Origin of the sequence: Candidatus Microthrix parvicella Bio17-1 (assembly GCF_000299415.1) — a bacterium.
GTDB lineage: Bacteria > Actinomycetota > Acidimicrobiia > Acidimicrobiales > Microtrichaceae > Microthrix > Microthrix parvicella.
On record NZ_AMPG01000002.1, the window covers coordinates 1 to 14,972 of the forward strand.

12 protein-coding genes are annotated in these 14,972 nt (G+C 68.2%); 6 read left to right on the top strand and 6 right to left on the bottom strand.

The window, feature by feature from the left end; translation table 11 throughout:
- A partial coding sequence (locus MPARV_RS21085; RefSeq protein WP_040055529.1) for a hypothetical protein occupies positions 1 to 1,013 on the top strand: 1,013 nt, incomplete at its 5' end.
- Here the strand turns inward: MPARV_RS21085 and uvrA are convergent.
- On the bottom strand, positions 1,010 to 3,865 hold the full coding sequence (uvrA, locus tag MPARV_RS0108180; protein WP_034396302.1) for an excinuclease ABC subunit UvrA: 2,856 nt from the start codon (positions 3,863 to 3,865) through the stop codon (positions 1,010 to 1,012). The two genes, MPARV_RS21085 and uvrA, sit on opposite strands and share 4 nt — an antisense overlap.
- Positions 3,866 to 3,981: 116 nt before the next feature.
- Here uvrA and MPARV_RS0108185 point away from each other — a divergent pair, with 116 nt between their 5' ends.
- Together MPARV_RS0108185 and aroC are read left to right on the top strand one after the other, a co-directional pair.
- Positions 3,982 to 5,190 carry an acyl-CoA dehydrogenase family protein gene (locus MPARV_RS0108185; protein ID WP_020377889.1) on the top strand — a complete coding sequence of 403 codons (1,209 nt, stop codon included), beginning with the start codon at positions 3,982 to 3,984 and terminating at the stop codon, positions 5,188 to 5,190.
- A 24-nt stretch (positions 5,191 to 5,214) separates the two neighbouring features.
- Entirely contained in the window at positions 5,215 to 6,330 is a 1,116-nt protein-coding gene (gene aroC, locus MPARV_RS0108190; RefSeq protein WP_020377890.1) for a chorismate synthase, read from the top strand.
- A gap of 24 nt (positions 6,331 to 6,354) precedes the next feature.
- Here the strand turns inward: aroC and MPARV_RS0108195 are convergent, their stop codons facing one another.
- Entirely contained in the window at positions 6,355 to 8,325 is a 1,971-nt protein-coding gene (locus MPARV_RS0108195; protein ID WP_081582180.1) for an acyltransferase family protein, read from the bottom strand.
- A 99-nt stretch (positions 8,326 to 8,424) separates the two neighbouring features.
- Positions 8,425 to 10,461, bottom strand: coding sequence for an excinuclease ABC subunit UvrB (gene uvrB / locus MPARV_RS0108200; protein WP_020377892.1), 2,037 nt, complete (start codon positions 10,459 to 10,461; stop codon positions 8,425 to 8,427).
- A 174-nt stretch (positions 10,462 to 10,635) separates the two neighbouring features.
- Between uvrB and cobS the strand changes: the two genes are divergently transcribed.
- Genes cobS through cobT form a run of 3 tightly spaced genes read left to right on the top strand, consistent with a single transcriptional unit; the run spans position 10,636 to position 13,081 of the window.
- The gene (gene cobS, locus MPARV_RS0108205) at positions 10,636 to 11,406 is read left to right on the top strand and encodes an adenosylcobinamide-GDP ribazoletransferase (RefSeq protein WP_051011947.1); all 771 of its coding nucleotides are present in this window, start codon (positions 10,636 to 10,638) and stop codon (positions 11,404 to 11,406) included.
- 8 nt (positions 11,407 to 11,414) lie between these two features.
- Complete coding sequence (locus tag MPARV_RS22485; protein WP_085951973.1) at positions 11,415 to 12,032, top strand: histidine phosphatase family protein; 618 nt, start codon at positions 11,415 to 11,417, stop codon at positions 12,030 to 12,032.
- Positions 12,029 to 13,081 (top strand): nicotinate-nucleotide--dimethylbenzimidazole phosphoribosyltransferase, encoded by a 1,053-nt coding sequence (cobT, locus tag MPARV_RS0108215; protein ID WP_012228775.1) that lies wholly within the window; start codon positions 12,029 to 12,031, stop codon positions 13,079 to 13,081. The genes MPARV_RS22485 and cobT overlap by 4 nt, the downstream gene beginning before the upstream one ends.
- A 4-nt stretch (positions 13,082 to 13,085) precedes the next feature.
- Here the strand turns inward: cobT and cobO are convergent, their stop codons facing one another.
- From cobO to MPARV_RS0108230, 3 genes are read right to left on the bottom strand one after another with little or no spacing between them, the layout of a single operon-like run.
- Positions 13,086 to 13,664, bottom strand: a complete 579-nt coding sequence (cobO, locus tag MPARV_RS0108220) for a cob(I)yrinic acid a,c-diamide adenosyltransferase (protein ID WP_020377895.1) — start codon at positions 13,662 to 13,664, stop codon at positions 13,086 to 13,088.
- A gap of 12 nt (positions 13,665 to 13,676) precedes the next feature.
- Complete coding sequence (locus MPARV_RS0108225) at positions 13,677 to 14,024, bottom strand: carboxymuconolactone decarboxylase family protein (protein ID WP_012228777.1); 348 nt, start codon at positions 14,022 to 14,024, stop codon at positions 13,677 to 13,679.
- Positions 14,025 to 14,031: 7 nt separating this feature from the next.
- Entirely contained in the window at positions 14,032 to 14,961 is a 930-nt protein-coding gene (locus MPARV_RS0108230; RefSeq protein ID WP_020377896.1) for a patatin-like phospholipase family protein, read from the bottom strand.
- Between the last annotated feature and the right edge of the window lie 11 nt (positions 14,962 to 14,972).

Consider the following 14,972-nt stretch of genomic DNA (forward strand, 5'->3'; position numbering starts at 1 on the left):
CACGCCCCACCACCACACGCCCCACCACCACACGCCCCACCACCACACGCCCCACCACCACACGCCCCACAACCACACGCCCCACAACAACCACCACCGCGCCTCCGGCCGCCGACTCCACCTACTCGATGGCGAACTGCGCCCCCGGCCTGACCCTTGCCGAGGCGCTGTCGGACTACCAGGGCAACGTCGTCGTCCGGCCGGAGGACGTTCCTGGGATCCAGGTCGAACCACAGCTCGTTGGCTGCTCCACCGCCGACGACGGCATGACCAACGCCATCGGTCTCATTCGGCTGGTTCCGCCCGATCCGATCAGCGCGCCGCCAGTGGTCATCGTGGCCCCCGGATTCTGTCTGAACAACAACCCGGAGGACATGCGAGCCCCGATCGAGAACCTGCTCGCCGAGGGCCGCACGGTCGTCATTGCGTATTACGCCCTTCGGAACTTCTACGAACCGCCGGGCGGCGTGTTCATCCCCGGCACCATGAACGATTCGGTTCCTGGAGTGGCGCCGGCGTTACGAACCTCAGCGCTCAGCCTGGCGACCCTCCTCAACGCCGTCTCCCAAACCGACGCCGACTACAGCCTGATCGGGTCCAGCTGCGGCTCGTTGATCACGCTGAATGCGTTGGCTGCAGGCACGGTCGGCCAGCTTCCAACGGTCGCACTGCTGATCAACGGAGGCTCCCAGCTGGCCGGCATCTCCTGGAACCCACCGACCGGGCTCGGCGGACGACTCCGGGTGATCGCCGGAGGCAACGACTGGGTGTTGCCCGCCACCGCCACCGCCGATGTCGACGCCGGGCACCCGTTCGTCACGGCCGACGCAACCACCGGCCCCGACCCGCGGCGCCAGGACGCGCGAGGCCGGGTGGTCGGCAACACACAGGATGTCTGCGGCGTACTGAACATTCAGGAATGCACAATCGACCCGACGCTCAGCCACCAGATACCTCCAGAGACGGTCGCCGCCATCATGAGGGGCGCCGGACTCTTGAACCAGCAGGGTTAAGCGGGTTCGAGGCCCAGCATCGGGGCCAGGAATGCGCCGGTGTAGCTCCCGGGCACCTTGGCCACCTGTTCGGGAGTGCCCTCGGCCACCAGCGTGCCGCCGCCGTCACCACCCTCGGGACCCAGGTCGATCAGCCAGTCGGCCGACTTGATCACATCCAGGTTGTGCTCGATCACGACGACCGAGTTTCCGGATTCAACGAGGCGCTTCAGCACGATCAGCAGGCGGCGGGTGTCCTCGAAGTGCAACCCGGTGGTTGGTTCGTCCAGCAGGTACACCGTGTTGCCGGTGGAGCGTTTGGCCAACTCCGAGGCCAGCTTCACCCGCTGGGCCTCACCACCAGACAGTGTGGTGGCGGGCTGCCCAAGGCGAACGTAACCCAGGCCGACGTCCACCAGCGTCTCCAGATGGCGGGCGATCACCGGCTGGGCCTTGAAGAACTCCAGCGCCTCGTCGATGGGCAGGTTCAGCACCTCGGCGATGTTCTTGCCCTTGTAACGCACCTCGAGGGTGTCGCGGTTGTAACGGGCACCGCCGCACACCTCGCACGGCACGTAGACGTCGGGGAGGAAGTGCATCTCGATCTTCAAGGTGCCGTCGCCCGAACAGGCCTCGCAGCGGCCACCCTTGACGTTGAAGCTGAAGCGACCCGGCAGGTAGCCGCGCACCTTCGCCTCGGGGGTTCGGGCGAAAAGCTTACGGATGTGGTCGAACACCCCCGAATAGGTGGCCGGGTTGGACCGGGGGGTGCGCCCGATGGGCGACTGATCGATGTCAATCACCTTGTCGACGTGTTGCAGGCCCTCCACCTTTCGGTGGTGCCCCGGCGCCACCTTGGAGCCGTAGACGTGTTGCATCAACGAACGCATGAGGATGTCGTTGATCAGGCTGGATTTACCTGAGCCGGACACCCCGGTGATGCACACGAACGAGCTCAGGGGAATGCCGATGGTGAGGTTCTTCAGGTTGTGCTCGCGGGCGCCGACGATGCGCAGCCAACGGTCGCCGGGGGCTCGGCGCCGATCCGGCACCTCGATCATCATGTTGCCGGACAGGTACTGGCCGGTGAGACTCTTCTTGGACTTGAGGAGGCCCTTGACGGCACCGGCGTACACCACTTCGCCGCCGTGCTCCCCAGCGCCCGGGCCCACATCGACCACGTAGTCGGCCGCTCGGATCGTGTCCTCGTCGTGCTCGACCACGATCACCGAGTTGCCCAGGCCCCGAAGCCGTTCCAGCGTCTCGATCAACCGATGGTTGTCGCGCTGATGCAAGCCGATCGACGGTTCGTCCAGCACGTACAGCACACCGACCAGGCCGGAACCGATTTGGCTGGCGAGGCGGATGCGCTGGGCCTCGCCCCCGGACAGCGTGGCCGCCCCCCGGTGCAGGTTGAGGTAGTCGAGGCCGACGTCCACCAGGAAGCGAAGGCGCGCGTTGATCTCCTTGAGCACACGTTCGGCGATCAGCAGTTGCCGGTCGTCCAGCTTCATCACCGACAGGCGATCGGCTGCGTCCGAGATCGACATCGACGACAGGTCGTGCACGTTCAGGCCGTCCAGCGTGACCGCCAGCGCCAGCGGGTTCAGCCGGGCACCGTCACAGTGCGGGCAGGCAACCTGGCGCATGTAACTCTCGGCCTGCTCCCGCGCCCAGTCGCTGTCCGCCTCGCCGTGTCGCCGCCGCAAATACGGGATGGCCCCTTCGAAGTTCGCCTGGTAGCTGCGAGTGCGCCCATAACGGTTCTTGAACTGCACCTGCACCTTCTTGGTGGTGCCGTGCAACAGCGTTTTGCGAGCCTTGGCGGGCAGATCCTCCCACGGCGTGTTCAGGTCGATGTCGCGCTCCTCGCCCACCGCTTCCAACAACCGGTGGAAGAACTTGGCGTGTCCGGATGCCCACGGGGAGATCGCTCCCTGGGCCACCGTCAGCTCGGGGTCGGGCACCACCAGGTCGGCATCCACCTCAAACACCGTGCCCAACCCGTCACAGTGCTCGCACGCGCCGTAGGGCGAGTTGAACGAGAAGTTGCGCGGCGAGAGTTCCTCGAAGCTCTTGCCGTCGGAGGGACGCGACAGCTTCTCGGAGAACGTCAGCGTTTCCGGTTTGCCGTCCTTGGGCACCAGTTCGACCATGGCCAGGCCCTCGGCAAGCCGCAACGCGGTCTCCATCGAGTCGGTGAGGCGACGCTCGATGCCGTCGCGCAACACCAGACGGTCGACAACGACGTCGATGTGGTGGATCTCGTAGCGAGCCAGGCCGTTGTCAACGCCCAACGCCACCAGGTCGGCCAGTTCCTTGACCTCGCCGTCCACCCGCACCCGGACGAAGCCCTCCTTGGACAGATCGGCGAAGAGCTGTTCGTAGGTGCCCTTGCGTCCCCGAACCACCGGCGCAAGCACCTGGAATCGGGCTCCCTCCTCCAAGGTCAGGACCCGGTCGACGATCTGCTGGGGCGTCTGGCGCACCAGTTCCTCGCCGGTCTCAGGGTCGTGCGGCACGCCCACGCGGGCAAACAGCAGCCGCAGGTAGTCGTAGACCTCGGTGACCGTGCCCACGGTGGAGCGCGGGTTGCGTGACGCCGACTTCTGATCGATCGAGATCGCCGGCGACAGGCCCTCGATGAAGTCGACGTCGGGCTTGTCCATCTGGCCGAGGAACTGGCGGGCGTAGGCCGACAGCGACTCGACGTAGCGGCGCTGACCCTCGGCGTAGATCGTGTCGAATGCCAAAGACGACTTGCCCGAGCCCGACAGTCCGGTGAAGACCACCAGCTTGTCGCGGGGCAACTCCAGGTCGACATTGTGCAGGTTGTGTTCCCGGGCGCCTCGAATGCGAATGGTGTCTGCCACGAGGCTGCACACTACTACCGCCACCCAGTCGGGGAACACCTGTTCGCAACCGGTTGGGGTTCCATCCGGCGCGATGGCACCACCCGCCCCTACTTCTCAGCCCTACCATGGCCCACATGGACTTCGACCATTCCGAACGTGCCCACATCGTCATGGAGCAGGTGGAGCGCTTCATCCGCGAACGCGTGGTCCCCAACGAGGCCACCTATCAGGAACAACTGACGGGAAGTCCCGACTGGACCCGGTGGCGCGTGCCACCGATCGTCGAACAACTCAAGGGGCAGGCAAAGGAGTTGGGACTGTGGAACCTGTTCCTCCCAGACGAGACCCACGGTGCCGGGCTGAACAACCGTGACTACGCCCCCGTCGCCGAGTTGACCGGCCGCAGCTTTCTCGCTCCGGAGGTGTTCAACTGCGCCGCACCCGACACCGGCAACGCGGAGGTGCTGGTGCAGTATGGATCGGAGCTTCAGAAAGAACAGTGGCTGCTGCCGCTGCTGGACGGCGAGATCCGCTCGGGCTTCTCCATGACCGAGCCGGCGGTCGCCTCCAGCGACGCCACCAACATGGCGGCGACCGCCGAGGTGGAGGGCGACGAGGTGGTGCTCAACGGCCAAAAGTGGTGGACGAGCGGCGCCGGCGACCCCCGGTGCGCATTCCTGATCTTCATGGGGGTCACCGACCGGTCGGCCGACCGACATCGTCGACACTCGATGGTGCTGGTGCCCATGGACGCCCCAGGGGTGAAAATCCTTCGGATGCTGCCGGTGTTTGGCCAACTGGGCGAGCCGCACGGCCACGCCGAGATCCTCTTCGACAACGTCCGGCTGCCGGCCGAGGCGATCATCGCCGGTCCGGGGCGTGGTTTCGAGATTGCCCAGGGTCGGTTGGGTCCAGGCCGCATCCATCACTGCATGAGGGCGATCGGAGCGGCGGAACGAGCGCTCGAGCGGCTCTGCGAGCGGGCCGTTGCCCGCGTGGCCTTTGGCAAGCCCCTGATGAACCTGGGGGGCAACCGGGACATCATCGCCAACTGCCGAATGGCCATCGACCAGGCTCGGCTGCTGACCATGAAGGCCGCCTGGGAGCTGGACACCCAGGGCACCTTCGGCGCCCTGGTGAGCATTTCGGCCATCAAGGTGGTGGCCCCCAACGTCCTGCAACAGGTGGTCGATGCGGCCATCCAGATCCATGGCGGCGAGGGCGTGGCAGACCCCGAACTCAGCTACCTGATGGGTATGGCCCGGGCGCTCCGCCTGGCCGACGGTCCCGACGAGGTGCACCGCGCCATGGTGGCCCGCCTCGAGCTGGGCAAGTACTCCTAACCGGTCCTCGGCGATACTGGTGCCATGTCCAGCACCACCGGCCGGTTGTTCCGCGTCACCACCTTCGGCGAGTCACACGGCGTGGGTGTCGGCTGCATCGTCGACGGGTGCCCGCCGCGGCTGGAGTTGGACCTGGCGGCGATCCAGGCCGACCTCGACCGGCGCCGGCCGGGGCAGAGCCGCCTGGTGACCCAACGCCAGGAGGCCGACGAGGTTGAGATCCTGTCGGGCGTGGCGATGCCCGGGCCCGAGGACGGTGCCGACCGACCTCCCGTCACGCTGGGCACACCGATCGCCATGCTGGTGCGCAACGCCGACCAGCGGCCCGGCGCATACGGACACCTTTCCGACGTGTACCGGCCCAGCCACGCCGACTACACCTACGACGCCAAGTACGGGGTTCAGGCGGCCTCCGGCGGCGGTCGGGCCTCGGCTCGCGAGACGGTCGGCAGGGTGGCCGCCGCCGCACTCGCCCGCCAACTGTTGGCGCAGGCGGCCGATATCGAGGTACTGGGCTGGGTCAGCAGCGTGGGCGACATCGAAGCCGTTGTCGATCCGGAGTCGGTGACGCTCGCCTCGGTCGAGGCCGGTCCAACCCGCTGTCCCGACCCCGACGCCGCACGACGCATCGAGACGGCGATCGATCAGGCCCGCCGCGCCGGCGACAGCCTGGGCGGCGTGGTCACCTGCGTCGCCCGCCGCGTACCGGCCGGGTTGGGAGATCCGGTGTTCGACAAGTTGGATGCCACGCTGGCGACCGCGTGCATGTCGCTACCGGCAGCCAAGGGGTTCGAGGTGGGTTCGGGCTTCGGGGGCACCGCGATGACCGGCAGCAGCCATAACGATCCGTTCGTTCCAGGGGCCCATGGCCGGCCCGACGTCACCGCCAACCGCTCGGGCGGTATCCAGGGTGGCATCTCCAACGGTGCCCCGGTCATCTGCCGAGTGGCATTCAAGCCCACTGCCACCATCGGAAGCGAGCAGGACACCGTCAATCGGGGCAACGAGGCGGTGAAGCTGGCGGCCAAGGGTCGCCACGACCCGTGCGTGCTGCCCCGCGCCGTGCCCCTGGTCGAGGCCGCCATGCTGCTGTGTCTGGCCGATGCCTGGCTGGCCCAGCGCGCCGTCGACGTTCTGTAACGCGGCGCGGGGGAGCCGCCCCGCTCACAAGGACGGGTTATCGGTGCTCTGTTCGTCCAGCGCCCGGCTTTGGGCGTCGGTCAGCACCGGCCCGAAGTAGGCGTCGATCCAGCCGACGCCCAGATCCATGTTGGGGTGCACTCCGTCCGGGCGCAGATTCAATTGTTGCTCGGCCAGTTGCACGGCGCCGGCGTAGTCCAGCACCACGGTGCCCACGCGCTCGTTGGCCAGCTCGGTGATGATCTCGTCGGTTACCTCCACACGCTGCGGGAAGTCGGTCCCGATCCGAACACCGTTGGCGTCAACCGGTGCGGTCGGTGGCACGTTGCCCACCAGGACGGTGGCACCCTCCGAGCCGACGGCGTCCAGCTTGGCGGCCAGCGTCTTGGTGTACAGGTCGCGAAACCCGGGATCGAGGATCGAGGTCCACTCGCCGTCGATCTCGTGGTCGTACAGATCGATGCCCTCCGACATGTAGATCACCACGTCGGGCTTGGCCTCCTTGACGAGCCCCGCCATGTCCTCGGCGGTGAGGCAGCCGGGCGGGAACGCCATCCTTGACTGACCCGGGGCGACTTGCAGCGCCACCTCGGTAACCGTGCCACAGCCAAGAGCGGCATGGCCGGTGAAGTCGGCGTTGGTGTTGTTCTGCAACCACAGGTCGGTGTTGAACGCCGTGGTGAACCCCACCGAGTCGCCAAAGCCCAACACCTTCGCGCCGAAGTTGACGTCCGCCGGGTCCTGCACCTTCTCGCCGCTGGGCAACGTGACGATTGGTGCACCCAGGTCCTCCACCGTGGCCTCGGCCGACGGCAACGGGATCATCACCAGGCCGGCCACCACGGCCGTACCGGCCAGCCATGCCAGCGGCACCACGGCGGGCACTTTGGGGCGCCATTTGCGAATCGGTTGCTCAATCCAGAACGTGATCGCCGAGGCGACCCCCACCGAGACGCCGACCTGAATGATCACGGTGGCGAGCCTGCCCGTTCCCAGACGTGGCTGAGAGAGCACCTGCAGGATGGGCCAGTGCACCAGGTAGAGCGAGTAGCTGATGCGCCCCAGGTAGGGCAGCGGTTCAGCGGCAAGGGTGCCGGCCAGCCCGATGCGGGCCTTCGGTCCGACGTGCGCCACCCCCACGATCAGCACGGCCCACACCGCACCGCCGACGATCAGGATCCCGTGGGACACCAACGGGCTCTCCGGCGGCAGGGTGACGACCGCGACGACAAAGGTGATCAACGCAGGCAGCGACAGGCTCGCAGCCCACTTCCCAAGCCGCGCTCCAAACCGTTGGTGCAGCGCCCCAAACAGCACGCCGAAGAGGATCTCGGCCATCCGGGTGTCGGTGCCGAGGTAGACCCGCTCGGGGTCCGCTGACAGCAGCAGTGTCATCACCACTGAAACTGCAATGCCCGCCGCCGCTACCGGAATCAGCCGGTCGATGCGTTTGCGCTGCCGCCCAATCAGCACCAACACCACCAGCGGGAACACCAAATAGAACTGCTCCTCGATGGCGAGCGACCAGTAGTGGCGCACCGGCGAGGCCACGCCCAGCAGATCGAAGTACCCGGCGCCCGAGATCAGCGACTGCCAGTTGGCGACGTTGAACAGCGCCCCCAACATCGACCCTCGAAACCCGTTGGTGGACCAGATCGTGGGGTCGAGGTGCTCCAGCACCGCAATCGCAGTCAGGGTGACCAGGGAGGCCGGCGCAAGACGCTTGATGCGACGGCGCCAGAAGGCCGGCGTATCCACCCCACCGGTCGCCTCCACCTCGGCGACCATCAATCGACTGATCAGGTAGCCCGACAGTGTGAAGAACAGGGACACCCCCAGGTAGCCGCCCTTCGCCCAGCCAAAGTCGAGGTGGTAGGCGATCACTGCGGCCACCGCGATGCCACGCAGTCCGTCGAGGGCGGGCAGATGGTCCATCCGTGGACGCGGAGTGACAGCCGTGGACGGAGTCTGGGGAATCGTCTCGGGTGCGCTCATCAGTTCCCTAGCCTGACCGCCACGCCGGCACCGGGCCACTTGCCCCAAAACCAGCGGGGCCGTTGCGTGCTGCGCTCGGGCACCATCACCATCACCCGACTACTTCGACAGTCCGGCCGAGCGGGCCTCCCGCTCGAGTTCCTTCACCTCGTCCCGCAGGCGGGCGGCCTCCTCAAAGCGCAGGTCTGCGGAGGCCTCCTCCATCTCGATGCGCAGCGCCTGGATCAGGCGGCCAAGGTCCTCGGGTGGAAGATCGGCATAGGCCTCGGCGCGGGCTTTTTCGCCCGGCCGCTGCCTGCGGCGGCCGCCGCCGGGGATGGGTGTGCCACCGCCGGCGCCGCGCAGATCGGCAAGAATGTCGGTGACGGCCTTGCGCACCGAGGTGGGGTCGATGCCGTGCTTCAGGTTGTGGGCCTGCTGCAAACCACGGCGCCGGTTGGTCTCGGACAGCGCCCGCTGCATCGAGTCGGTGATGTTGTCGGCGTACATCACCACCCGGCCCTCGACGTTGCGGGCAGCGCGGCCGATCATTTGGATCAACGACGTCTCCGAGCGCAGGAAGCCTTCCTTATCGGCATCCAGGATGGCCATCAGCGACACCTCGGGGATATCGAGGCCCTCCCGCAGCAGGTTGATGCCGACGAGCACGTCGAACTCGCCCAGGCGCAGGTCGCGGACCAACTCGATGCGTTGCAGCGTGTCCACCTCCGAGTGCAGGTAACGCACCCTCACCCCCATTTCCAAGAGATAGTCGGTGAGGTCCTCGGCCATCTTCTTGGTGAGCGTCGTGACCAGCACACGCTCGCCCTTGGTCACCCGCTCGTCGATGCGGGCCATCAGGTCGTCGATCTGCCCCTTGGTGGGGCGCACCTCCACCTCGGGGTCGATCAGGCCGGTGGGGCGCACAATCTGCTCGACCACGCTGTCGGAGTGCTCGATCTCCCACTTCGACGGCGTCGCCGACAGCAGCACGCACTGGTTGACGCGTTGCTCCCACTCCTCGAACCGGAGGGGCCGGTTGTCGGCGGCCGATGGCAGCCGAAACCCGTGCTCGATCAGGTTCGCCTTGCGAGACCGGTCGCCGGCGTACTGCCCGTGGATCTGGGGAATGGTGACGTGACTCTCGTCGATGACCATCAGAAAGTCGTCGGGAAAGAAGTCGAGCAGTGTGTTGGGCGGCATCCCCGCCGCCCGTCCCTCCATGGGCGCCGAGTAGTTCTCGATGCCGTTGCAGAAGCCCATTTCGGCGAGCATCTCCAGGTCGTACTCGGTGCGCATGCGCAGCCGCTGCGCCTCCAACAACTTCTGCTCCCGCTCGAACAGTTGCAGTTGTGACGCCAGTTCGGTTTCGATGCGCCCGATCGCCGCCCGCATCTTGTCTTCCGGTGTGGCGTAGTGAGTGGCCGGGAAGATCTCCAGCTCCTCCTGGGTGCGCACGCGTTCGCCGGTCAGCGGGTCGACGATCGAGATCGTCTCGATCTCGTCGCCAAACAGCTCGATACGCACCGCCGTCTCCTCGTAGGCCGGGTGGATCTCGATCACATCGCCCCGCACCCGAAACTTGCCCCGCACCAGGTTGAGGTCGTTGCGCTCGTACTGCATGTCCACCAGGCGACCCAGCAGCTCGCGCTGGTCGACCGACTCCCCCACCCGCAGCGCCAGCAGCTGCCGCGCGTAGTCCTCGGGCGAACCCAGCCCGTAGATGCAGCTGACGGAGGCCACCACGATCACATCGCGGCGGGTCAGCAGGGCCGAGGTGGCCGAGTGGCGCAACCGATCGATGTCGTCGTTGACCGATGAATCCTTCTCGATGAAGGTATCGCTGGAGGCGATATAGGCCTCGGGTTGGTAATAGTCGTAGTAGCTGACGAAGTACTCAACCCGGTTGTCGGGGAAGAACTCGCGATACTCATTGGCGAGCTGGGCGGCGAGGCTCTTGTTTGGCGCCAACACCAGCGTTGGCCGCTGCACCTGCTCGATCATCCACGCCACCGTGGCCGACTTGCCCGAGCCGGTGATGCCCAGCAGCGTCTGGTAGCGCTCCCCCGCGTTGATGCCCTTTGCCAGAGCAGCGATGGCTTCTGGCTGATCCCCCGCCGGTTCAAACGCTGCGTGCACTTTGAACGGCCGCACCATCTTGGGCGCAGCCATCGCCTGGCGCAGCGGTGGCGGGGTTGGCGGGGCACTGGATTTGGGCACGGCGACAGACTACGACGGCACTGGGACATTCAAGCGGCGAGCGATTGCCGGACCGACGGGCGGATGTGGCACCTTCTCGTGTCGATGATGCCTCCCGCAGCGAGCCCGACGGTGAGCCCCACCGGCCCCCGGCGCTGGGCGCACCTCGCTGCGGTGGCGATGCAGTTCCTCACCCGCATCCCGGTTCGGCTCACCTCGGTGAGCGACGATGACCTACGCGGCTCGCAGGCCTTCTTCCCGCTCGTCGGGGCGGTCGTTGCGGCGGTCGGCATCGCCGTCCGGGCCGGGCTTCAACCCCTGGTGGGCGCAGCACCCGCCACGGTGACCGCGGTCGCTGCGGCCGTCGTCGTCACCGGGGCGTTTCACGAGGACGGACTGGCCGACACCGCCGACGGCCTGTGGGGCGGCTGGACCCCGGAGCGCCGGATCGAGATCATGCGCGACAGCCGGGTGGGGACCTACGGCGCCGTCACGCTGATCGCCTCGCTGCTCTACCAGGTGATGCTGCTGGCGCAACTCCCCCTGGCGACGTTTGCGACGGTGATGCTGGCCGGCCACGTCATCGGCCGGGCGGCGGGCGTGGCGCTGGCAGCGTCGCTGGCGCCGGTGTCCGATCAGGGGCTGGGCGCCAAGGTCGCCGGACGTGGCGGCACCGCAACCGCCGTGCTGTGCTCGAGCGCAGCCGTCGCCGCCGCCGTGCTCGCCGCAGGGTGGTGGTTCTGGGCGCCGCTCGTCGCCGGGGCCGTCGTCATCGTCGCCACCCGTGCGCTGGCCCGAGCCAAGCTCGGCGGGCTGACCGGCGACGTGCTGGGCGCAGTCACCCAGGCGACGATGCTGGCGGTGATGACCGTGCTCGTCGCGCTGTGGCGCCACGGCTGGTGAGGCCGCCCATGGGCCCCACGACAGTGACGCTCGTGCGGCATCTCGCCGTCTCGTCCGAGGTGGAGGGCCGCTGCTACGGCCAGCGGCTGGACCCGGGCCTGGCCGACGACGCCGCTCCCCCGGCGCCGCAGCTGAGTGCACTGGCCCAAGTCGCCCTTCGCCGCACCTCGCCGGCCACCCGGGCACGAGCGACCGCAGCGCTGATCGACGGCGGCCCCTGGACGGAGGACGCCGCCTGGGCCGAGCGCGACTTCGGCGAGTGGGAGGGTCGCCGCTGGGACGCGTGCTGGGCCGACGTTCCCGCCGCAGCGCTCGACAGCGCTGAGGCCTACCTCGGCTTCGACCCGCCCGGAGCTGAGCGGTACGACGCGGTCGCTGTGAGGGTGAGCGGCGCTCTCGATGCATTAGCGGCCGGCCGCCATCTGATCATCACCCACGCCGGGCCGATTCGCGCAGCCCTCAGCGCCACCTGCGGCTGGGGCCCCGACCAGGTGTTTGCCGCCACCATCGGCCATGGTGGCGTCGTCGTTCTCAACCATGGGCAGGACGGATGGACCGCACGGATCGGCCTGCCCGGCACCGACGATCGGGAGGAACACCCCAACCCCGCCAAAGGACCGACTTGAGCTTTTCCGCAGCAGATCTCGCCGAGCTGGCACGGTCGGTTCCCCCGCCCGACTCCGATGCCGGCCGCTCCGCCAGCGCCCGGGTGGATGCGCTGGCCACTCCCCCAGGGGCCCTCGGCCGGCTGGCCGACCTGGCGATTGCGCTCGCCGCCGCCACCGGCGTGTGCCCGCCCGTCGCACCCGTTCGGCCGACGCTGTTGATCGCCGCTGCCGACCACGGGGTGCACCGGCAGGGCGTCACCATGTGGCCCCAAAGCGTGACCGCAGCGATCGCCGACGCTGCCGTCCGCGGCGACGCCGCCTCGGCGGTGCTGGCCGCCGGCGCGGGCGCCGAGTTGGTCGTGCTCGACGTCGGGATCATCGAGCCGACGGTCGCTCATCCCCGGCTGCTGCGAGCACAAGTGGCGCCCGGCACGGCCGACCTCACCACCGGACCGGCGATGACCTCCGACCAGGCGCTGGCCGCCGTCGGAGCCGGGGCCGACGCGGCCCGCAACCTGATCGCCGGCGGCGCCGACCTGCTGGCGGTGGGCGACATCGGCATCGCCAACACCACCTCGACCGCCGCCCTCACCGCCGCGTTCACCGGTCGCTCCGCTGCCGAGGCCACCGGCCGGGGTGCCGGAGCCGACGACCCAACCCTTGAGCGCAAACGCAACGCCGTGGCAACGGCGGTCCGGCGCGTCGGTTCCGAGACCGACCCGTTTGTGCTGCTCTGCCAGCTGGGCGGGCTGGAGCACGCCGCTCTGGTCGGGGCCGTGCTCTCCGCCGCCGCCAAGCGCGTCCCGGTCGTGCTCGATGGTGCGATCACCTTGTCGGCCGCCCTCGTCGCCGTCGCCCTGGCACCGTCGCTGAGCGAGCACCTGATCGCTTCGCATGCCCCGGCCGAACCGGCAGGTCCGATCGCTCTGGCCCACCTGGGGCTCGTGCCGATCATCGACCTTCAGCTGCGGCTCGGCGAGGGCTCGGGCGCACTGCTCGCCGTGCCGATCATCCGGGCCGCAGCCGCCGTGGTTCAGCGCACGGCCAGGCTGGACCAGCTCGGCTGACGCCTCAGAAGTCGATGCCCTTCTTGGCCGAGATGCCCGCCTGATAGGCGTGCTTGGTCTCGGCCATCTCGGTCACGGTGTCGGCCAGGTCGATCAGCGCCTGCGGGGCGTCGCGCCCGGTGATCACCAGGTTGACGTGGTCGGGGCGTGTCAGGATCGTCTCGACCACGTCGCCGACGTCGATCCACTCCCAGTTGACCGGATAGGTCACTTCGTCGAGCACCACCAGCGAGTGGTCCCCGGCCGAGATCAGCGCCTTGGCCTGGCCCCAGGCGCTGACCGCCCGTGCCCGGTCGACCGTCAGGTCGGTGGAGTCCCAGGTGAACCCCTCCCCCTCGGTCAACCAGTCGACGCCCAGCTGCCGACAGACCTTCTCCTCCCCGCTGTGCCACGTGTCCGACTTGAGGAACTGCACCACCGCCACCCGCCAGCCGCGGGCCACGCCCCGGATCACCACCCCGATCGCAGCGCTGGTCTTGCCCTTGCCCGGTCCGGTGTTCACCAGCACCAGCGAGGTGGCTCTGGTCAGCTTGGCCGGGCGCGGGTCGGCGGTGGGGACATCGGTCGGATCCTGGTCGTTCATCGATGCGCCCGACTACAGGTCGATGCCGGCAAACTCGTGGAACGCAGCCCAGGCCCGGGGGCCGTACACCGTCGCCGGCCCGCCGTCCATCAGCAGGGCGACCCCGAGTGCGTCCGCCACCTCCTCGGCGGTGGCGCCCTGGGCGGCAACCGCCTTGGCGTGGGTGGCGATGCAACCGTCGCACTGCTTCACCACCGAGATGGCCAGGGCTATCAACTCCTTGGTCTTCGCAGAGATGGCGCCGTCGCCCGTCGTCGCCTGATGAAGCGCCCCAAACGCGCTGTACGCCTCGGGCATGGCGGCGCGCAGCGATTTGGATGGCTCGCGCAGCTTGGCGGCGACGTCTCGGTACTCACCCATCGTGTCCTCATTCCTCGGTCTTGGCGGGTCGCCCGACCATATCCGGCCGCCCCGACAACCCGGCCTGACCGGTGCCATGGTGATGCCCGTGATGATGGAGAGCGAGGAAACGTGCCTGGTGGGGCAGACGGTCGTTGCCAGCCTCGAGCCAAGCGTGAGTGTTGGCGTGGGCGCGGTCGATCAGCTCGCCTGCGTGACCGAAGTCGACCGCGTTCACGCTGAGGGGGCAGAGCGGGGGCGCAACGATGATCTCGACCTCGTCGGCGAAGTGGGCAACCTCGATCACCAGGCGCTGTTCGAGCAGCAGGGTGATCGCATGTGCCGCTGCGTCCAACGGCGTCGAGGGCGGTTCGGACAGGTCGCAGGCAAAGCCGGCGGGCACCACCACCACCCGATCGGCACCCAGCGCCACCGCCTGCCCGACGGCGGTGTTGTTGGAGACGCCCCCGTCGATCAGCAGCCGGCCCTCGTGGTCGACCGGTCGAAACACCGCAGGGATGGCGGCACTCGCCAAAACGGCGGTGGCGGCATCGCCGCTGGAGAGCGCCACCTCCTCCCCGCTGAGCGCGTCGGTGGCGATGATGTGCAGGGGCAGCTGCGCATCTCGCAGGTCGTCGATGGGCAAATGCGTCTCGACCAACCGCCGAAGCGGTCGCATCGAACACAGCGAGGCCCGCTTCCCCGCAAACGCCAGCATCGATCGCAGCGGGTCGAGCGGAAAGACATCCTGGCGGCGCAGGCCCCGCCACAGCTCCGCCAGGTCGGCGATCGACTCGGCGGAGTAACCGTGGGCGCCCAGATAGGCGGCGTTGAGTGCCCCCGCCGAGGTTCCGATCAGCAGGTCGGGCCGCAGGCCTTGCTCCTCGATGGCGGCAAGCATGCCCGCCTGAACCGCTCCGAGGCTTCCGCCTCCCGAAAGGACGAACGCTGTGGTCATCGCTGCACCTC

Bases quoted from the DNA above. Each gene is read 5' to 3' on its own strand.
- MPARV_RS22485 (WP_085951973.1), top strand. From the start codon at position 11,415: ATGGGCCCCACGACAGTGACGCTCGTGCGGCATCTCGCCGTCTCGTCC.
- uvrB (WP_020377892.1), bottom strand. From the start codon at position 10,461: ATGGTGCGGCCGTTCAAAGTGCACGCAGCGTTTGAACCGGCGGGGGAT.
- MPARV_RS0108230 (WP_020377896.1), bottom strand. From the start codon at position 14,961: ATGACCACAGCGTTCGTCCTTTCGGGAGGCGGAAGCCTCGGAGCGGTT.
- MPARV_RS0108185 (WP_020377889.1), top strand. From the start codon at position 3,982: ATGGACTTCGACCATTCCGAACGTGCCCACATCGTCATGGAGCAGGTG.
- aroC (WP_020377890.1), top strand. From the start codon at position 5,215: ATGTCCAGCACCACCGGCCGGTTGTTCCGCGTCACCACCTTCGGCGAG.
- cobO (WP_020377895.1), bottom strand. From the start codon at position 13,664: ATGAACGACCAGGATCCGACCGATGTCCCCACCGCCGACCCGCGCCCG.
- MPARV_RS0108225 (WP_012228777.1), bottom strand. From the start codon at position 14,024: ATGGGTGAGTACCGAGACGTCGCCGCCAAGCTGCGCGAGCCATCCAAA.
- MPARV_RS0108195 (WP_081582180.1), bottom strand. From the start codon at position 8,325: ATGAGCGCACCCGAGACGATTCCCCAGACTCCGTCCACGGCTGTCACT.